Consider the following 17,680-nt stretch of genomic DNA (forward strand, 5'->3'; position numbering starts at 1 on the left):
AGGAGCGCATGGTTCCTGTGGGAGCGGGCTTGCCCCGCGATTGGGCCGTAAGAGGTTAGACCATCGGTCAGAAGGAAGGGTCAGAACGCCTTGTCGAGGTCGATCACCAGTGCCCGGTAGCCCACGCTGCCCGGCTGGCGGCTGTGCACTTTCAGCTCCACCGCCACCTCCTGGGTGCCGCGACGCACTTCATTGAGCACACTGGTTGTCAGCTTCTCGGGCGTGAGGAAGTTCACCGAAGCCGAATAGATGAATTGGGTATCGGTATCGGCCCGATACGCCACCACCGAGGTGATCGGGCTGTACCACTCGTCACCACGCTCCTTGCCGTACTGCCACACCTGCTCGACCGTGCCCTTGGCCTCGTCGATCCTGTACTCCACCGCCCGGCTGTAGTTGCCTGCCAGCTTGGTCGGGCCGAAGTCCCGGCCCCAGCCGTTGTCGAACACGGTCAGCGTGCCGCGCCCGGTCAGCCAGGCGGTGTGCTGGGTCCAGGACCATTCGAAGCCCTCGCCCACGGGTTTGAGCACCTTGTCCTGCAGGTGCGCCGGCCAGCCCTGGGGTGCAGCAAGAATCCACTTCACCTGCTTGTCGCGACCGATCTTCACCACGCCCTGGTGCCGTGCTGAAACGATGATGCTGTCGTCATCGGCGTCGTAGTCGATGGCGTTGACGTGGGCCCAGTTGCGTCCGGTACCGACGCCGGGAGTGTCGCCGAACGGCAGGTCGCCTTCGGCCAGCTCGTTGGCCAGGCGCTCGTCCTGTTTCTGCACGCCGTCCGGCAGCTGGATCGCGGCCTTGCCCAGGGTTTCCAGCAGCTCGCCGCGGTACGGGTCGAGGATCTGGTTCAGGTCCCAGAAGTCGAGCACGTCGCCGGCCTCGTTGACCTCGATGATATGGTCGCGGATCGAGCGCACGCGTTTGCCATCCGGGCGGCGGTAGTCGCTGGTGCCGACCCGCAACAGGTAGGGGCCGTTGGGCGTCTCGCGGATCTCGTGGGAGAAGTCGGCGAACTTGTCCGGCAGGTTGCGCTGCCAGATACGCCGGCCAAGCAGGTCGTACTTGGAATAGGTCTGGCCCTGGCCCCAGATCAGCTTGCCGTCGCGGGTCTGGTGGAAGCCCATGGTTCCGCCCAGGCCGTCGCGGTGGTTGGAATCGTGGATCTGCTCGATATCGAGGTACCAGCGCACATCGCCGTTGCTGTCGCCGATCCAGTTGTTGCCCACCGAGTCCCACTCGGCGGCGCCGCCCAGGCCGTTCCACTTGAAGGCCCGGCCACCGGGGATGTCGGCCAGCAGATGATTGAACAGATACAGCCGCCGCTCGAAACCGGGCGCGACCTTGATCGGTTCGACCTCGGGCAGCGCCGCCGTCTGCTTCGCCACCACCGGCAGGCGCACCGCCGGGGCGTAGATTTCGTAACGCTCGCGAATGCGCTCACCCTCGAGCTTGTAGCTCACCTCCACCTGGTTGACGTGGTCCGGATACAGGCCGAACACCGGAATGCCACCGTAGGTCCACAACGAGCGTTCGGACACCTCGTAGCTGATATCGATACCGCGCTCGCCACGCCCCAGCACACGAACGTGAACGGCGCCAAGGCTGCGGCCGCCGTCGCGGATGATCGCGGTCAGCGGCGCCAGGCGATACGGGTTGACCACCACGTCGCCGAGCAGGGCTTCGTCGCGGTCGGGCACCTTGGCGGTGAGGCAGGCGCCTTCGGGCAGGTCGTGGGGTTGGGTCTTGGCGTTCATGGCAATGCTCCTTGTGCTCAGAAGTCGTAACGGGCGGTGGCGCCCACGGTGCGCGGCGTGCCAAGCACCCCGGCATAGCCGCCGTTGGCGGAGTTCCACAGGCTGGTGAAGTAGGTCTTGTCGCCGGCGTTCTTCACCCACAGCGACAGGTCGAGCACGCCGTCGCCCTGGTCCAGGCGCACGCCAGTGGACAGGTTGACGATGGCGTAGCTGGGGATCTGGCCGTAGTCGGAATCGTCGATGGTGCCGACGGCCCTGGAGCGGAAGGCGTAGCTGGCGGTGACGTAGGGCTCGATACGCTCGGTCAGCTGCCACTTGTACTGGCCGTTGAGGTTGGCGATGTACTTGGAGGCGCCGACCACCTGGTGACCGGACAGATCGCAAGTGGCGGCGGCATTGGCCAGGCTCACCTCCGGCGGGCACGGTGCGTCGTCGTACTCGGTGTAGCGCACGTCGTTCCACGAGCCATTGAAATTCACGGTCAGCCCGCGGACCGGCAGGGCCGTGGCCTCGAACTCCAGGCCCCGCGAGCGCACGCTGCCGGCGTTGGCCAGGTACTGCACGCGGTTGGCCTCGTCATAGACGTTGGCCTGGTAGCCATGCACTTCGGTCCAGAACAGGTTGGTGTTGAGGTGCAGGCGGTTGTCCAGCAGCGTGCTCTTGATCCCCAGCTCCGCGTTGTTGGCGCGTTCGGTGCCCACCAGTAGCGAGTCGGTGCCCAGCCGTGGCGCGGCGCCGACGGTGAGGTTGACGCCGCCGGACTTCTCGCCGTGGGACAGGCTGGCATAGCCCAGCACCGCGTCGCTGAAGCGGTAGCTCAGGCTGAGCAGCCCGGACGGGGCGAAGCTGTATTGGTTGAGGTCACCTGAATCGTAGGCGCCCACCCTGCCCTGGCGCGCCGCGGCCGCCGCACCGGTCACGGCCGCGCCGCCGGACGGCGCGTCGCGGGTCACCCAGGCGCTTTTCTCTTCGTAGGTACCCCGCACGCCAGCGGTGAAATCCAGGCGCTCGGTCAGGTGCCAGGTGCCTTGGGCGAACAACGCGTAGCTATCGGTATCGATGTGGCCGTTGCCGATTGTGGTGACGTTGGCCAGGGCGCCAGCCGGGGTCAGGTTCCAGATGTCGGCTTGCGGTCCGTTGTAGGTGAACGATTTGTTGTCCAGATCCTGCTTGAAGTAATAGGCGCCGAGCACATAGTCGAAGAAGCCGCCGGTGGGCGAAGCCAGGCGGATTTCCTGGGAGTACTGCTTGTCGCGCACCGAGACCCCGGCGCTGTGGAACACCGGCACGTTGAGGCCGTCGTCGTTGCGCGGCGTGAAGTCCCACCAGCGGTAGGCGGTGATCGAGGTAAGGGTGAAGTCGTTGGGCAAGGTCCAGTTGGCTTCCACCGAGGTTCCACCCTGGAACACCTTGACCATCTGGTCGGCGTCGAAGTTGACCTTGCGGTCCTTGCCCGACACCAGGGTTGCGCCGGCCTGGGCGGCCAGGCTCTCGTAGCGGTTCACGCCATTGATGGTCGGGCCGGTGCTGTAGAGGCTGAGGATACCGTTGTCGGAGTTTTCTTCGTTGTATTCGCCGATCCAGCGCAGGTTGAAGGTTTCGCTGGGCTTGAACAGCAACTGGGTGCGAAAGCCCTGGCGTTTGCCGCCGTTGAGGTCATGTCCGTTGTAGACGTTCTTCACATAGCCGTCGTCCTCGGTGTGGTAAGCACTGATGCGCCCGGCGAGGGTGTCGGTCAAAGGACCGGAGAAACTGCCCTGGGTCTGCCAGTAGCCATCCTCGCCCAGCGACGACTGCACGCTGCCCTCTTGGTGGAAAGTCGGCTTGCGCGTGGTGATGTTGAGCACACCGGCTGTGGTGTTCTTGCCGAACAGCGTCCCCTGCGGGCCACGCAGCATTTCCAGCTGCTCGACATCGAGCAGGTCGAACACCGCCATGCCCGGGCGGCCGAGGTAGACGTTGTCGAGGTAGATCCCGACGCTGCCTTCCAGGCCATCGCTGGCCGGGTTGTTGCCCAGGCCGCGGATGGAGATGCTCGATTGGCGGGCGTGCACATAGGCGACGTTGGTGCTCGGCACCAGTTGCTGCAAATCCTGCACGCGGTAGATGCGCTGGGTCTCGAGGGCTTCGCTGCCCAGCACGCTGATCGGCGTGGGCACGCTCTGCGCGGTCTCTTCGCGTCGCCGGGCATTGACGGTGACGGTGCCGAGCTGGGCTTCCTGCGTCACGGCTGGGGCGGCGTTGGGCTCATCGGCAAAGCTGCTGCCGGAAGCGGCCAGCAGCACTCCAGCCGCCAGGGGTTGCAGGGCGAACAACGAGGCGCGCGCGGGCCAACGGGAAAGTCGGGACATGCAGATGCTCCTTGAGGCAAGGGCCCAGGCGAGCATTTCCGTTGGCGGAACCGAATCGCGGTCAGGCTGGCTTATATTCTTTTAAGAAATATAAATATTTGTAATTCATATTTTGTGGAATAAGAGACTCCCTTTATAAGGTTCCCAACCCTTCCCAGCAATTGCATTCCACCGAAAGTTTCCATGTAGAAAATGCATATCGACCTGCGCCAGCTCCGCCACTTCATCGCCCTTGTCGAGCACCGCAGCTTCGTCGCTGCGGCGGCTGCGGTGAACCTTTCGCAATCGGCTTTCAGCCGCAGCATCCAGACGCTGGAGCACAACGTCGGCTGCCGCCTGGTCGACCGCGCCAGCAAGGAACTGGCGCCGACCCGCCAGGGCCTGCTGGTGCTGGAGCATTCGCGGCGCCTGGTGCATGGGGCGCACAACCTGGTCAACGAGATCAATCAGTTCAATGGCGCCACCACCGGCGTGGTGCGCTTTGGTTCGGGGCCGGCGCCCGCCGGCGGGCTGGTGCCGCGGGCGGTTGCACGCTTCATCGCCGAGTACCCGGCGGCGCGCACCTGCTTCCAGGTGGACAATTGGCAGGCCTTGAACCGCCGGCTGATCGCCGAGGAGATCGAGTTCTTCGTCGCCGACACCCGCCAGTTCGAAGCCGACCCGGATTACCAGGTGCACAAGCTCACGCCCCAACGCTGGCACTTCTGCTGCCGCGCCGGGCATCCACTGACCGAGCGTGGCGAAGTGCGCGCGCAGGACCTGTTCGACTATCCGCTGGCGACCACCTTCCGCCCGCCGAACATCCGCAAGATCCTCAGCGACCTCAGTGGGCGGCAGGACTTCCTGCCCAGCGTGGAATGCGAGCATGGCTATGCGCTGCTCAATGTGGTGCAGCACTCGGACACCATCGGCATCGCCTGCAGCGCGAACCTGCGACCTTACGAAGGGTTGGTGGCGCTCAAGCTGGCGGACCTGGCACCGGAACAGGAAGAGGCGTTCTACACCCGCTATGGGGTGGTGAGCCGGGTGGGGTATGGCTTGTCGGCGCTGGCGCAGGGATTGGTGAGGCAGTTGGTGGCCTGTGACGTCGAGTTGTAGCGAACAGGGGCCGCTTTGCGGCCCCAACGGTCTCAGCCCTTGCGCGTGGTCCGGCTCAGTTGCCCATCCACGCCCACCGGCACCTCGCCGGCCAGGGTCACCCGACGCACGATGCGCGGCTGCGTACCGTAGTCATCCACCGCATAGTGCTGGGTCGCGCGGTTGTCCCAGATCGCCACGTCCCCGGCCTGCCAGCGCCAGCGCACGGTGTTTTCCAGGCGTGTCACATGCCCCTGCAGCACCGCGAACAGATGCTGCGAGTCGGCCAGCGAATAACCCTTGATACGTTTGACGAAATGCCCCAGTTGCAACACACGCTCGCCACTGACCGGATGCACGCGCACCACCGGGTGCTCGGTCTCGTACACCGTCGAAGTGAACACCTTGCGATAGCGCTCCAGCTTGGCCGGATCGACATCAGGTTTCGCACTGGCGTAGTCGTACTCGTTGCTGTGCACCGCCCACAGCTGGTCGGCCAGGGCGCGCAGCGGTTCGGGCAGTTCCTGGTAGGCCGCGGCGGTGTTGGCCCACACCGTGTCGCCACCGGAGGCCGGCGCCACCACGCTGCGCAGGATCGAGGCCTTGGGATAGGCATCGACGAAGGTCACGTCGGTGTGCCAGGAGTTGGCCCGCTGCCCCTCGGCGCCATCGAGCTGGAGCAGGTAGCTGGTGCCATCGACCACGGGCACCGTGGGGTGGGCGATGGGGTCGCCGAGCCGTTGGGCGAAGGCTTCCTGCCCTACGTCATCCAGATGCTCCTGGCCTCGGAAGAAGATCACCTTGTACTGCACCAGCGCCGCCTGGATGGCGTCGACGGTGGTCGGGTCGAGGTCGGCAGACAGCTTGATGTTGCGGATCTCGGCGCCGATGCGCCCGGCAACGGGGTGGATGTCGAGTTCGAGGGTTTGCGGCGCGGTGGCCAGTGCGGCGTTGCTCATGGTCGTGCTCCTCAGGGTTGTTGTCGGGTCAGCGGGCGGCCTGGGTGGCCTGGTCCTGTTGCAGGGCGTGGTCGATGAAGCGTGGTTCGATCCAGTCGGTTACCTGGAAGCCACGGCGGATCAGGCGCTCCTTGGTGGCCAGGTCGACGCCCTGTTGCAGCAGGCCGACGAAGCCAGCGTCCAGGCGTGGGTCGAAGTATTCGGCAAGGTTTTCCTCGGCCAGGTCGTCGCGCAGGATCGACTTTGGCCAGTTGGCGGTATTGGCCACCAGGTCCACGTAGGCTTCGCGATTGCGCTCGTCGCGCAGCCACTTCGCCGCCTGTTCCTGGGCGTTGACCAGGCGCTGCACCAGGTCGGGGTACTGGCGAATGAACGCGCCGGTGCCGAGCAGCACCGCTTGAGTACTGCCGGCCCCTTGCAGGTTGCGTGAGTTGACCGGCAACTCGACCAAGCCCCGCTCGCGCAGCGACAGCAGGTTGGACAGGCCCCAGGTGGCGTCGATCTGCTTGGCGGCCAGGGCGGCATTGGCGGCGTTGAAGTCGAGGTTGATGACTTTCAGCTCACGCTCGGACAGCCCCTGGCTGGCCAGGGCACTGGCGAACGACAGCTGGTTGGCGGTGCCGCGGAACACTGCCACGCGCTTGCCCTTGAGATCCTGCAGGCTGTGGATGCCCGAGCCCGGAACTACGCCGAGGTAGCTCTTCACACCGCGCACCCCAGCCGACAACACGCGGGTGTCGAGGCCGCTGGCCTTGCCGATGATCGCGGCCAGGTCGCCCAGGTAGGCGAAGTCCGCCTGGCCGTTGGCCAACGCTTCGTTGACCACGGGGCCTGCGCCCTTGAAGAAGCGCCAGTCGATGCGGATGCCGTCCTTGGCAAACTCCTTCTCCAGCAGTTGCTGATCGCGCAGCACATCCACCACGCCGCCGGCACTGGGCTTGCTGCCAGCGCTGAGGTCGGGCACGGCGATACGGATCACATCCGGCTGGGCGGCATGCGCTGCCACGGGCACGGCACTCAACAAGGCGGCGAGCAACGGGCTGAGCAGGTGGCGGAAGGTGGTTTTCATGGCAAGGCTCCTTGGCAGGCTGCCACCGGCGATGGCCGGCGCTATGGGCCAGAAGCTAGGCAGGTCCGGTTAGAACCTACAAAGATCAAAACTTCATTTTTTAGTAACCAGAAGACATAAACCAGGCGCCATGCGGGCCTGCGACGGGCTTGCAGGAAACGCATGGAAAATATGAGGAAAACGCAACGGGACGGGGCTTTCGCATGCACCGACCGCATGCTCTTATCTCTTGAATACTATTTATGTGAATTTTTAATTCCATAAATGAATAAACAAGGAACGGTTTGGGAGATGCCCCGATGAGCGAAGTCTTGAGCGCAAGTCTGCGGCGCCTGTGGCGGCCGCTGAGCGGCCCTTTCGCGACGCAAGGCCGCTCCTATCTGCCGTGGATCGTGCCGTTGGCGGTGGCGGCCTTGTGGGTCGTCGCCAGCCGGGAGCACTGGATGAGCGAACAGATCCTGCCCGCCCCCGCGCTGGTCTGGCAGAGTGCGCTGGAGTTCGGCTCCGGCGAACTCTGGGGCCACCTGTGGATAAGTCTGCAGCGCCTGATCTGGGGGCTGCTGGCAGGAGTCGCCAGCGGCCTGCTGCTGGGCACTTGGCTGGGCGGGTCGCGACGGACGCAGACTCTGGTGCTGCCCACCTTCGTCGCCCTGGCGCAAATCCCCACACTGGCCTGGATCCCGCTGTTCATGCTGTTCTTCGGCATCGGCGAGCTGCTCAAACTGGTAGTGCTGGTCAAGGCGGTGGTGGTGCCGGTCACGCTGCACACCCTGGTCGGCGTGCGCGACGCCCAGCCCAAGCTGCGCGAGGCCGCCGCCGTCCTGCGCCTGCCCTCTCACCTGCTGTTCCTGCGCCTGTTGCTGCCCGCCGCGCTGCCGGCGTTTCTCGCCGGTGTGCGACTGGCCTTGGCCACTGGCTGGACCTCGCTGCTGGCTGTGGAACTGCTGGCCTCCAGCGAAGGCATCGGCTACCTGATGGTCTGGGGGCGGCAGTTGTTCATGCTCGACCTGGTGTTCCTCTGCATCCTGCTGATCGGCCTGGTCGGCGCACTGATGGATCGCGGCTTCTCGCGCCTGGAACGCAGCCTGTTGCACTGGCCGCAACCGGCCACTGGCGAGCAGTTGCGCGGCCAGGTGCCACGGGGCTGGCAAAGCCTGCTGCTGCCTGCGGGGCTGTTGCTGCTGTGGCAGGCCGCCAACAGCCTTGGCTGGGTCGATGCCAACATCCTCTCTTCACCGCTGGATGTGCTGCGCAGCCTGTACGCAGGCCTGCTCGACGGTTCGTTACCCGAGGCCCTGCGCCTGAGCCTGCAACGCACCCTGGTCGGTCTGTTGATCGGCGGTGGCGCGGGGTTCGCCCTGGGCCTGCTGCTGGGCCTGTCAACCAACGCCGAGCGCTTGCTCGGCCCGAGCCTGTCGGCGTTGCGCCAGGTGGCGCTGTTCGCCTGGGTGCCGCTGCTGACCGCCTGGTTCGGCTTGGGTGAAGGCGCCAAGCTGGTGTTCGTCGCACTGGCGGCGTTCTTCCCGATGCTGATCGCCACCCAACGCGGCATCGCCAGCCTCCCGCCACAGCTGGGCGAGGCGGCGCAGGCCCTGCGCCTGGACCTGCCGCACCGGCTGCGTCTGCTGGTGTTGCCCGGCGCCGCCCCGGCGATCTTCGCCGGGCTGCGCCTGTCGCTGATCTATGCCTGGCTCGGCACTATCGGCGCCGAGTACTTCATGCCCTCGGACGGCGGCATCGCCAGTCTGATGATCGGCGCCCAGCAATTGTTCCGCATGGACCAGGTGATGGCTGCCATGGTCCTGATCGGCCTGGTCGGCGCCCTGCTCGGCCACCTCGGCCAACGCCTTGAATCACGCGCCACGCGCTGGAGATCCGCATGAACGCTTTCATCACCCCGGCCCTGCACGCGGCCAACCAAGCTGATGCCACACCGCCGCTGGTCAGCTTCGAGAAAGTCGGCAAGACCTTCAGCGTCGACGGTCAGCCGTTCGAAGCCATTCGCGACTTCGACCTGTCGATCGAACAGGGCGAATTCATCGCCATCGTCGGCTCGTCGGGCTGCGGCAAGTCCACCCTGCTGCGCCTGCTGGTGGGCCTGGACAACGACTACAGCGGCCAGATCCGCGTCGATGGCCAGCCGGTCAACGGCATCGGCGGTGAACGCGGCATCGTGTTCCAGGAGCACCGCCTGTTTCCCTGGCTGACGGTGGCGCAGAACATCGGCCTGGGCCTGGTCAACGACAAACTCACCCAGGGCGAGCGCGCCCGTCGGGTGCATGAATTCGTGCACCTGGTGGGGCTGGTCGGTTTCGAATCGGCCTACCCGCACCAGCTCTCCGGTGGCATGGCCCAACGCGTGGCGATCGCCCGGGGGCTGGTGGCCAGCCCGCGCATCCTGCTGCTCGACGAACCGTTCGGCGCCCTGGATGCACTGACCCGCCAGCAGTTGCAGGACGAGTTACTGGCAATACGTGAGCGTTCTGGGGTGACCGTTCTGCTGGTGACCCACGATGCCGAAGAGGCAACCTACCTGGCCGACCGGGTGGTGGTGCTGGAACCGCGGCCGGGGCGGATCAAGGCGGTGGTGGAAGTTGGGCTGTCGCATCCGCGCCAACGCACCGGGGTGGCACTGCATGGCTTGCGCGAGAAGGTGCTGCACCAGATTACCGGGGATGGCGGCTATCTGCGGCCGGTGGTGCATAGGGTTGAGGGGTTGCGGCCGGAGTTGATTGCGCTCTAGGGGTGGGTTGCCTGTACCGGCCTCATCGCCGGCAAGCCGGCTCCCACAGGGTATTGCCTTGCTTTTGTGGGAGCCGGCTTGCCGGCGATGAGGCCGGTGCGGTCAACCGAGACTGCGCAGGTAGTCCCAGGGATAAATCCCCCGCTCATGCCCATCGCTGAACACCAGCTGCACCCCATACCCCTGGACCTCGATCCGCGCCACCCGCACATCCTCGCCCACCAGCAAAATCGCACCCTTCAACCGTGCTGCCCGGCACTGTGAACATGGGCAGGCACCGCGCAGCCGGGCGTGGCTGATCAACTGCTCAGCCTCACCCCACTGCACCAGCAGCTCACCGCGTTCGCGGTGGTTGCGCAAGGCGCTGGGCGCGCCCATCACACCGCCCCTTGCAATTGCGCCAAGGCAATGCGCACGGCCTTGCGCACTTCCGGGTCGCTGTCGGCCTCGGCCGCCTGCAACGCCGGCAATGCCCGGGCTTCACCCAGCTCGCCCAGCGCCAGTGCGGCTTCCTTGCGCAGGTTGGCGATGCCATGGCCCAGCAATTGCGCCAGCCCATCCAACGCGGCAGCATGGCGCAGCCGGCCCAAGGCCCGCGCCGCGCGCAAGCGGACCTGCCAATAGCTGTCGCCGAGCGCCGCGATCAAGGCCTGGCCCGCTGCAGCCTGGCCGACCTTGCCCAGGGTGGTCGCCGCCTCTTCACGCACCTGCCAGGCCTCGTCGGCCAGGGCGCCGATAAGCGCCGGCAGCACACCGGCATCCCGGGCCAAGCCCAGCGCACCAATGGCGGCGCGGCGCACGTCGGTATCCGGCTCGTTGGCCGCCAGTTGCGCCAGCGCGGGCAAGGCCGGCGCATGCTTGAGCCAGCCGAGGATGCCCACCGCTTCGCGGCGCACACCGGCATCCACATCCGCCAACGCCTGCAACGCAGGCACAGCGGCGTCCTCCAGGCGCAGCTCGCGCAGGGCGCGCAAGGCGCTGGCCCGCACGAAGGCATCGGCATGGCTGGCCCAGGGCAGGATCAGTTGCCCCGCCTCCTGGGTCTTGAGCTCACTGAGGCTCTGGGCGGCCGCCAGGCGCACCGGCTCGGCGGGGTCGGCCAATGCGGCGCACAGGCCCTGCACCACTTCCGGCGCCTCCCAGGCTTCGAGCAAGCGCGCGGCTTCGGCGCGCACATCAGCATTGGCGTCGACCAACAGCGCATCGGTGAGCCAAGGCAGGCCGTCCGGGTCTTCCAGGTCGGCCAGTTCGATCAAGGCGATGCGTCGCACGCCGGCATCAAGGGCGTTCAGGCGTGGCAGCAGTTCGATGATGTCGGGGTTGTCCGTGATTCGTTCAGTCATAGCGCAATCCGCAGCGGAGGATGGTCGGTGTCGGGCAGGCCCAAGGGTGTCAGGCGCGGCAGTTCGCGTCCTTCTTCATGGCGCAGCAACGCCAGGCAATGGCGTTTGAGGTGGGTGAATGCGGGGCTGGTCAGCAGGCTCGCTCGCCGCGGGCGGGCGAAGTCCAGGCGCAGGTCTTCGATGAAGCGGCCGGGGCGCGGGCTCATCACCAGGATGCGGTCGGCCAGGAACAACGCTTCGTCGATGTCGTGGGTGACGAACACCACGGTGGTGCGGATGCGCGCCCAGATATCCAGCAATAATTCCTGCATGCGTGCGCGGGTCTGCGCATCGAGGGCGCCGAAGGGCTCGTCCATCAGCAGCAGGCGCGGGCGGTTGATCAGTACCCGAGCGATCTCGGCGCGTTGCTGCATGCCGCCGGACAACTGACTGGGCCAGCGTTGGGCGAAATCACCCAGGCCGACCAGTTGCAGCATCTCGGCGGCCTGATGTCGACGCTCGGCCTTGCCCAGCCCCTGCATCTTCAAGCCGAAGGCCACGTTGTCGAGCACGCGGAGCCAAGGCAGCAGCGTGTGATGCTGGAACACCATGCCGCGTTGCGGCGAAGGGCCGTCGACCGCTTGCCCGTCCACCAACAACTGGCCGCCGGCCGGCGTCAGGTGCCCGGCCAGTGCGCCGAGCAACGTGGACTTGCCGCAGCCGGACGGCCCGAGGATGCACACGAACTCGCCCGGGGCGATGGCAAAGTCCAGCGCCTGCACCGCTTCGAACTCATCACGCCCATGGCCCAGGCGAATCGACAAACCCTGCGCCTCGATACGCCCGGGCACCGGTTGATAACTGCTCATCACGCGCTCCTCCGTATCCAGGGCGTGGCCAGCGCGCCAAGGCGCTTGACCAGCACGCTGCTGCCCATGCCCAGCACGCCGATCAGCAGCATGCCGACGATGATGTCGGGGTAGTTCTGCAAGGTGTAGGACTCCCAGGTGTAGTAACCGATACCGAACTGCCCGGCGATCATCTCGGCGGTCACCAGGCAGAACCACGAGGTGCCCATGCCGATGGCCAGCCCCGTGACGATGCTCGGCAGCGCGCCCGGCAGCACCACTTCGCGCAGGATCGCCCAGCGCCCGGCGCCCAGGCTGCGCGCCGAGGCCACCAGGCGCGGGTCGATCGCCTCGACGCCGTGCACGGTATTGAGCAGGATCGGGAACAGCGCACCGGTGAAGGTGATGAACACCATCGACAGCTCCGAGGAGGGGAACATCAGGATCGCCAGCGGGATCCAGGCCACCGCCGGGATCGGCCGCAACACTTCCAGCGGCGGCATCAGCGTGTCCTCCAGCCACTTCGAGCGACCGATCAACAGGCCCAGGCTCACCCCCAGCAGCGCCGCCACGCCGTAGCCGGCGAACACCCGCGCCAGGCTGCTGCCCAGGTGCGCCAGCAGGGCGTTGGAGGCCAGCAGTTGCCAGGCGGCGTCGAGCACCGCGCCGGGCGTGGGCACGTAGGTGAAGGTGAACAGCAGCAGGTCCAGCTTGTGGCTCGCGGCCAGCTGCCAGAACAGCAGGCAGGCCAGCAGCGACGCCAGGCGCAGGGGCCAGCGCGCAAGGTCACGGGTCATGGCGGCGGCTCCCGATCAGCGCTGGGCCAGCAGCTTCTGGTTGGCCTGCACGAAGTCCAGCGCTTCGCCGCCATGGGCCTTGGCGTACTGCTCGGCCTGGTCCTTGAGCAGGAAAGCCGCCAGCTGGCCCTGGCCGTTGCGCACGAACCAGGCCTGGTTGGCCAGCAGCTTGATGCCGCTGTCGGCGGCCTGGGCGTAGATCGCGCGGATATCCTTGCCCTCCTGTTCCAGCTGGGCCAGGGCGCTGAGCGCGGCTTCCGGGGAGGCGTAGTGGCGCACCTTGTCCTCGCCGCGTACCCAGATTTGCGCCAGGCGGCTGAAGTCGGTGATGGGCTTGCCGGTCGCGGCATCATTGGCCTTGAGTGGCAGCGGGTCGTAGTTTTTCAGGGCCTTGTCGTAGTCCTGCCCGGCCTGCTTGTAGGCGCTGCGGATGTACTGGTCATCGATGAACTGCGCGGTGTCCAGGCCCCGGTCGGTCTTCTTCAGCAACTTGAGGGTGTCGATGGAGGTGGCCACGGCCTGGCGGTACTCGGGCTTCCAGGTGAGGTCGCGGGTCTGCAGGCCGAGCGGGCCGTGGAACAGGTAGTTCACCTCGGCTTCGATGCCGGTGACTTTCTCGATCAGCTCGCTGTACTTCTCGGGCTCGGCGGCGAGCAGGCGGTCGGCTTCCAGGCTGGCACGCAGGTAGGCGGTGACCACTTCCGGGTACTTTTTCGCGTAGTCGGCGTCCACCAGCGCGCCATGGAAGGTCGGCGCGTTGGCCTGGGCGCCATCGTAGATCTTGCGGGCGAAGCCGCGGTTGGGGAACAGCTCGGCAAAAGGCACGAAGTCGGCGTGGGCCTCGATGCGGTTGCTGCGCAGGGCGGAACCGGCGATCTCCGGAGCCTGGGCAATGATCTTGACGTCCTTCTGCGGGTCCCAGCCTTGGGCGGCGACCGCGCGCAGCAGCATGCCGTGGGCGGTGGAGGCGAACGGCACTGAGATGGTCTTGCCCTTGAGCTCGGCCAGCGACTGCACGCTGGAGGCGGCCGGCACCACGATGCCGTTACCGCTGCCGTGCACGCTGCCGGACAGCACGCTGATGAACAGGCTGCGCTTGCCGGCGTCGAGGTGGGCGACGCCGTTGAACGAGCCGGGGAAGTCGGCCATGGCGCCAAAGTCGAGCTTGCCGGCGACCATCTCGTTGGTCAGCGGCGCGCCGCTGGTGAAGTTCTTCCACTCGACCTGGTACTGGGCGTCCTTGTACTTGCCGTCATGGGGCAGGTATTTGTCGAGCAAGCCCAGCTCGCGGATCAACAGGCCGCCGGTGGCGCAGTTGATGGTGGTGTCCTGGGTGCCGATGGCGATACGGATGGTTTCGGCGCTGGCGTTCAGGCCGGTGATTGCCAGCGCAAGGCCGGCCACGGTTGCTACAAGGCGCATGGGTGTTTCCCCTCGAATCGTTTTGAGTATTGGAGTCGTCTCCGCCACCGGGCTGGGGTGGTGGGAAACGAGGGGCATTGCAGGTGGGCGTCCGGTGGTTCGGCCGGATGGCGGGGGTTCGGGTTCAGCGCAGCAGGTACGGGATATCGACCTTCACCGCGCCGGTGGGGCAGTCCTTCTCGCAGGGCATGCAGTACCAGCATTCGTCGAAGGCCATGTAGGCCTTCTGCGTGGCCGGGTTGATGGCCAACAGGTCCATGGGGCACACCTCGACGCAGACCGTGCAGCCTTTTTCGGCGATGCATTTGTCTTCATCGATAGTCACCGGGGCGCTGCTGCGAAAGAAGATTTCCTGGGGTTGGTAGGCCATGTTCACGGGGTCCTTGGGGCCTTTGGCCCTCTTTATGGTTCATCGCCGGGGCTGCTGGCCCTATCGCTGGCAAGCCAGCTCCCACAAAAGCGCTATGCCCACCCTGTGGGAGCCGGCTTGCCGGCGAAAGGGCCGCACAGCGGCCCCATTCACGCCGCGTCAGCCTTCACCCGCAGCCGGTCGTACGCGGTCTGTTCCTCGGCATCCAGCGGGATCAGGTACGGCTCCACCGCTTTCTTGAAGCTGGTCATCCCACCGTCCTCGCCCTTCTTCAGATGGCAATGCACGAACCACTCGCCATCATTGCGCTCGGGGAAATCAACCCGGTGGTGGTACAGCCCCCAGCGGCTCTCCTTGCGGAACAACGAAGCGCGCGCGGCCATCTCGGCGCAGTCGCGGATGACCGCAACTTCCATGGCACGCATCAGCTCATGGGGGTTGTTGGCCTTCATCTGCTCAAGATCGCGTTCGATTTCGGCGAAGCGCGCCAGGCCGATTTCCATCTTCTTGGTCACCTTGGGCGGCTGCAGGTAGTCGTTGACCATGCGCCGTAGCTTGTACTCGACCTGGGCCGGCGGCAGGCCGTGCTCACGCTGCAAGGGCGCGAACACCCGCGCCTGTTCGCGTTCGACCTGCTGCGTGTCGACCTCGGCGTACTCACGCCCGGCCACATACTGCGCGGCATTCACCCCGGCGAACCAGCCATAGGTGAACGCGCCGAGCATGTAGTTGTGCGGTACCGCGGCCATGTCGCCGGCGGCGTACAGGCCCTTGACGCTGGTCTCGGCCTTTTCGTTGACCCACACCCCCGAAGCCGAATGCCCGGAGCAGAAGCCGATCTCGGAGATATGCATCTCGACCATGTGCTGGCGGTAGTCGGTGCCACGCCCGGCGTGGAACTGGCCACGGCTGGGGCGCTCGTTGCTGTGCAGGATTTCCTCGATGTTCTGGATGGTTTCCTCGGCCAGGTGGTCGAGCTTGAGGAACACCGGGCCGTTGCCGCCTTCGAGCTCCTGGTGGAACTCCCACATCATCTGCCCGCTCCAGTAGTCGCACTCGATGAAGCGCTCGCCCTTGCTGTTGGCGGTGTAGCCGCCCAGGGGGCCGGTGACGTAGGCGCAGGCCGGGCCGTTGTAGTCCTTGATCAGCGGGTTGATCTGGAAGCACTCCAGGTTGGCCAGTTCCGCCCCGGCATGGTAGGCCATGGCGTAACCGTCGCCGGCATTGGTGGGGTTTTCGTAGGTGCCCATCAGGTAGCCCGACGAGGGCAGGCCCAGGCGCCCGGCGGCGCCGCAGGCAAGGACAACCGCCTTGGCGCGGATCACCCGGAACTCGCCCGAGCGGCAGTCAAAGCCCAGTACACCGGCGGCGGCGCCTTCGCTATCGAGCAGCACGCGGGTGCAGACCATGCGGTTGCTGATCTCCACCCGGGCGCGCTTGAGCTGGCGGTACAGCACCTTCTTGATGTCGTGGCCCTCGGGCATGGGCAGCACATAAGCGCCCATGTGGTGGACCTTCTTCACCGCGTAGTCGCCTGTTTCGTCCTTCTCGAACTTCACGCCCCAGCGGTCGAGCTGCTCGATGGTCTCGAAACTCTTGGTGGCGTAGGCATGCACCGCGGCCTGGTTGACGATGCCGTCGTTGGCGACGGTGATTTCCTTGGTGTACTGCTCGGGCGTGGCATGCCCGGGGATGATGGCATTGTTCAGGCCATCCATGCCCATGCTGATGGCGCCGCTGCGCTTGACGTTGGCCTTGTCCAGCAACAGCACGCGCAGGGTCTTGTCCTGCTCCTTGGCCTTGATCGCGGCCATGGGCCCGGCGGTGCCACCGCCGATGACGACGATGTCATAATCCTGGGTCTGGATGCTCATGCCTTGCCTCCCTTCTGGCGGTCGATGCGCAGGCGGTACTGGAACGCGTCGCCACGGTAATAAAGGTGTTCGAAGTCCAACGGGGCGCCGTCGGCGGTGTGGGTGAGGCGCTCGATACGCATGATCGGCGCGCCCTCTTCCACCTCCAGGGCCTGGGTCAGGTCGCTGTCGGCGAGCACCGCGTCGATGGCAAGGTCCGCATGGCCAAGGGCGATGCCGCAGTCGTTTTCCAGCAACAGGAAGATGTCGCGGGTAACCAGGTCGGCCTTCTCCAGCTTCTCGCCGACCGCCTGGGGCAGCCAGGTGATTTCCAGCGACACCGGCTCACGGTTGATCAGGCGCACGCGGCGGATTTCGGTAACCAGGCTGCCCTCCTCGACCTGCAGCCGCTGCGCGACCAATGCACTGGCCGGCACATGGCGGAAACTGCGCAGGCGGTTGAGCACTTCGTAGCCCATCTGCGTCATCGACTCGGCCAGGCCCTGCAGGGTGCTGACGTTCTGGAACGCCTTGGGCTTGGCGACAAAGGTGCCCTTGCCATGGATCTTGAAGATCAGCCCTTCCTTCTGCAGGTCGCCCAGGGCCTGACGCACGGTGATGCGGCTGACGTCGAAGGCCTTGCCCAGCTCGTTTTCCGAGGGCATGCGGCTGTGCGGTGGGTAGCTGCCGTCGAGGATGCGCTCGCGTAGCAGTTCCTTGAGCTGGGTGTAGAGCGGTACGGGAGACAGCGGGAGCAATTCGGCCATGGTCTTCTCTGTCGGCTGACTTGTTATAACAAGTTGTGACCAGAAGATAACGGGCATAAGTCGGCTATGAGAAATACCGATATTGCATATGAATAGATTGACGGTGCTACTGCGTGGGGGCGGGCTTGACCCGCGATGGGTAGCTTTGGAAAAACACCCTCATATCAAGGCGATGGACGCCACCAACGCAGATGGGTATCATGCGCCCCGTTGCACTCGTAGCTCAGCTGGATAGAGTACTGCCCTCCGAAGGCAGGGGTCGTGGGTTCGAATCCCGCCGAGTGCGCCATGACTTCGCGCTGCCACCCGTGTGTTTTCACCGATGGCGGCAAACAAAAGCCCCGCTCA

15 protein-coding genes and 1 tRNA gene are annotated in these 17,680 nt (G+C 65.8%); 4 read left to right on the forward strand and 12 right to left on the reverse strand.

Annotation, left to right across the window (positions count from 1 at the left end; genetic code table 11):
- Positions 1 to 80: 80 nt before the first annotated feature.
- Both ACVWY1_RS02065 and ACVWY1_RS02070 read right to left on the reverse strand, forming a co-directional pair.
- Positions 81 to 1,754: an aryl-sulfate sulfotransferase gene (locus tag ACVWY1_RS02065; protein WP_457377731.1), complete on the reverse strand. Its 1,674-nt coding sequence runs from the start codon at positions 1,752 to 1,754 to the stop codon at positions 81 to 83.
- A 17-nt stretch (positions 1,755 to 1,771) separates the two neighbouring features.
- Positions 1,772 to 4,105: a TonB-dependent receptor gene (locus ACVWY1_RS02070; RefSeq protein ID WP_457377732.1), complete on the reverse strand. Its 2,334-nt coding sequence runs from the start codon at positions 4,103 to 4,105 to the stop codon at positions 1,772 to 1,774.
- Between the two features lie 192 nt (positions 4,106 to 4,297).
- Here ACVWY1_RS02070 and ACVWY1_RS02075 point away from each other — a divergent pair, with 192 nt between their 5' ends.
- On the forward strand, positions 4,298 to 5,203 hold the full coding sequence (locus ACVWY1_RS02075) for a LysR family transcriptional regulator (RefSeq protein WP_102683493.1): 906 nt from the start codon (positions 4,298 to 4,300) through the stop codon (positions 5,201 to 5,203).
- Between the two features lie 32 nt (positions 5,204 to 5,235).
- Here ACVWY1_RS02075 and ACVWY1_RS02080 read toward each other — a convergent pair whose 3' ends face one another.
- Together ACVWY1_RS02080 and ACVWY1_RS02085 are read right to left on the reverse strand one after the other, a co-directional pair.
- Positions 5,236 to 6,141: a TauD/TfdA dioxygenase family protein gene (locus ACVWY1_RS02080; RefSeq protein WP_102683494.1), complete on the reverse strand. Its 906-nt coding sequence runs from the start codon at positions 6,139 to 6,141 to the stop codon at positions 5,236 to 5,238.
- Between the two features lie 28 nt (positions 6,142 to 6,169).
- Positions 6,170 to 7,210, reverse strand: coding sequence for an ABC transporter substrate-binding protein (locus ACVWY1_RS02085; protein WP_111531960.1), 1,041 nt, complete (start codon positions 7,208 to 7,210; stop codon positions 6,170 to 6,172).
- Positions 7,211 to 7,509: 299 nt separating this feature from the next.
- On the opposite strand from ACVWY1_RS02085, the gene ACVWY1_RS02090 reads away from it, so the two are divergent.
- On the forward strand, positions 7,510 to 9,093 hold the full coding sequence (locus tag ACVWY1_RS02090; RefSeq protein WP_457377733.1) for an ABC transporter permease: 1,584 nt from the start codon (positions 7,510 to 7,512) through the stop codon (positions 9,091 to 9,093).
- Complete coding sequence (locus tag ACVWY1_RS02095; protein ID WP_102683497.1) at positions 9,090 to 9,953, forward strand: ABC transporter ATP-binding protein; 864 nt, start codon at positions 9,090 to 9,092, stop codon at positions 9,951 to 9,953. Before ACVWY1_RS02090 ends, ACVWY1_RS02095 begins: the two co-directional genes overlap by 4 nt.
- Positions 9,954 to 10,055: 102 nt before the next feature.
- Here the strand turns inward: ACVWY1_RS02095 and ACVWY1_RS02100 are convergent, their stop codons facing one another.
- The 8 genes from ACVWY1_RS02100 to ACVWY1_RS02135 all read right to left on the reverse strand — a co-directional run bounded on the left by ACVWY1_RS02100 (position 10,056) and on the right by ACVWY1_RS02135 (position 17,332).
- A complete protein-coding gene (locus ACVWY1_RS02100; protein ID WP_277502321.1) occupies positions 10,056 to 10,331 on the reverse strand; it encodes a DUF971 domain-containing protein in 276 nt (91 codons plus the stop codon).
- The gene (locus tag ACVWY1_RS02105; protein WP_102683499.1) at positions 10,331 to 11,296 is read right to left on the reverse strand and encodes a HEAT repeat domain-containing protein; all 966 of its coding nucleotides are present in this window, start codon (positions 11,294 to 11,296) and stop codon (positions 10,331 to 10,333) included. The genes ACVWY1_RS02100 and ACVWY1_RS02105 overlap by 1 nt, the downstream gene beginning before the upstream one ends.
- Positions 11,293 to 12,144: an ABC transporter ATP-binding protein gene (locus ACVWY1_RS02110; RefSeq protein ID WP_457377734.1), complete on the reverse strand. Its 852-nt coding sequence runs from the start codon at positions 12,142 to 12,144 to the stop codon at positions 11,293 to 11,295. Before ACVWY1_RS02110 ends, ACVWY1_RS02105 begins: the two co-directional genes overlap by 4 nt.
- Positions 12,144 to 12,920 carry an ABC transporter permease gene (locus tag ACVWY1_RS02115; RefSeq protein ID WP_457377735.1) on the reverse strand — a complete coding sequence of 259 codons (777 nt, stop codon included), beginning with the start codon at positions 12,918 to 12,920 and terminating at the stop codon, positions 12,144 to 12,146. Before ACVWY1_RS02115 ends, ACVWY1_RS02110 begins: the two co-directional genes overlap by 1 nt.
- A 15-nt stretch (positions 12,921 to 12,935) precedes the next feature.
- Positions 12,936 to 14,342 carry an ABC transporter substrate-binding protein gene (locus tag ACVWY1_RS02120; RefSeq protein ID WP_457377736.1) on the reverse strand — a complete coding sequence of 469 codons (1,407 nt, stop codon included), beginning with the start codon at positions 14,340 to 14,342 and terminating at the stop codon, positions 12,936 to 12,938.
- Between the two features lie 124 nt (positions 14,343 to 14,466).
- Positions 14,467 to 14,712: a 4Fe-4S dicluster domain-containing protein gene (locus ACVWY1_RS02125; protein WP_008096634.1), complete on the reverse strand. Its 246-nt coding sequence runs from the start codon at positions 14,710 to 14,712 to the stop codon at positions 14,467 to 14,469.
- 149 nt (positions 14,713 to 14,861) lie between these two features.
- The gene (locus ACVWY1_RS02130) at positions 14,862 to 16,586 is read right to left on the reverse strand and encodes a fumarate reductase/succinate dehydrogenase flavoprotein subunit (protein WP_457377737.1); all 1,725 of its coding nucleotides are present in this window, start codon (positions 16,584 to 16,586) and stop codon (positions 14,862 to 14,864) included.
- Positions 16,583 to 17,332, reverse strand: coding sequence for a GntR family transcriptional regulator (locus ACVWY1_RS02135; protein WP_102683504.1), 750 nt, complete (start codon positions 17,330 to 17,332; stop codon positions 16,583 to 16,585). Before ACVWY1_RS02135 ends, ACVWY1_RS02130 begins: the two co-directional genes overlap by 4 nt.
- 212 nt (positions 17,333 to 17,544) lie before the next feature.
- On the opposite strand from ACVWY1_RS02135, the gene ACVWY1_RS02140 reads away from it, so the two are divergent.
- Positions 17,545 to 17,621: transfer RNA gene (locus tag ACVWY1_RS02140), tRNA-Arg, on the forward strand.
- The last annotated feature ends 59 nt before the right edge of the window (positions 17,622 to 17,680 follow it).

It is taken from the genome of Pseudomonas sp. TE6288, assembly GCF_054062095.1.

What these genes read in the sequence shown, in the direction of transcription:
- ACVWY1_RS02065 (WP_457377731.1), bottom strand. Translation starts at nt 1,754, where the DNA reads ATGAACGCCAAGACCCAACCCCACGACCTGCCCGAAGGCGCCTGCCTC.
- ACVWY1_RS02070 (WP_457377732.1), bottom strand. Translation starts at nt 4,105, where the DNA reads ATGTCCCGACTTTCCCGTTGGCCCGCGCGCGCCTCGTTGTTCGCCCTG.
- ACVWY1_RS02075 (WP_102683493.1), top strand. Translation starts at nt 4,298, where the DNA reads ATGCATATCGACCTGCGCCAGCTCCGCCACTTCATCGCCCTTGTCGAG.
- ACVWY1_RS02080 (WP_102683494.1), bottom strand. Translation starts at nt 6,141, where the DNA reads ATGAGCAACGCCGCACTGGCCACCGCGCCGCAAACCCTCGAACTCGAC.
- ACVWY1_RS02085 (WP_111531960.1), bottom strand. Translation starts at nt 7,210, where the DNA reads ATGAAAACCACCTTCCGCCACCTGCTCAGCCCGTTGCTCGCCGCCTTG.
- ACVWY1_RS02090 (WP_457377733.1), top strand. Translation starts at nt 7,510, where the DNA reads ATGAGCGAAGTCTTGAGCGCAAGTCTGCGGCGCCTGTGGCGGCCGCTG.
- ACVWY1_RS02095 (WP_102683497.1), top strand. Translation starts at nt 9,090, where the DNA reads ATGAACGCTTTCATCACCCCGGCCCTGCACGCGGCCAACCAAGCTGAT.
- ACVWY1_RS02100 (WP_277502321.1), bottom strand. Translation starts at nt 10,331, where the DNA reads ATGGGCGCGCCCAGCGCCTTGCGCAACCACCGCGAACGCGGTGAGCTG.
- ACVWY1_RS02105 (WP_102683499.1), bottom strand. Translation starts at nt 11,296, where the DNA reads ATGACTGAACGAATCACGGACAACCCCGACATCATCGAACTGCTGCCA.
- ACVWY1_RS02110 (WP_457377734.1), bottom strand. Translation starts at nt 12,144, where the DNA reads ATGAGCAGTTATCAACCGGTGCCCGGGCGTATCGAGGCGCAGGGTTTG.
- ACVWY1_RS02115 (WP_457377735.1), bottom strand. Translation starts at nt 12,920, where the DNA reads ATGACCCGTGACCTTGCGCGCTGGCCCCTGCGCCTGGCGTCGCTGCTG.
- ACVWY1_RS02120 (WP_457377736.1), bottom strand. Translation starts at nt 14,342, where the DNA reads ATGCGCCTTGTAGCAACCGTGGCCGGCCTTGCGCTGGCAATCACCGGC.
- ACVWY1_RS02125 (WP_008096634.1), bottom strand. Translation starts at nt 14,712, where the DNA reads ATGGCCTACCAACCCCAGGAAATCTTCTTTCGCAGCAGCGCCCCGGTG.
- ACVWY1_RS02130 (WP_457377737.1), bottom strand. Translation starts at nt 16,586, where the DNA reads ATGAGCATCCAGACCCAGGATTATGACATCGTCGTCATCGGCGGTGGC.
- ACVWY1_RS02135 (WP_102683504.1), bottom strand. Translation starts at nt 17,332, where the DNA reads ATGGCCGAATTGCTCCCGCTGTCTCCCGTACCGCTCTACACCCAGCTC.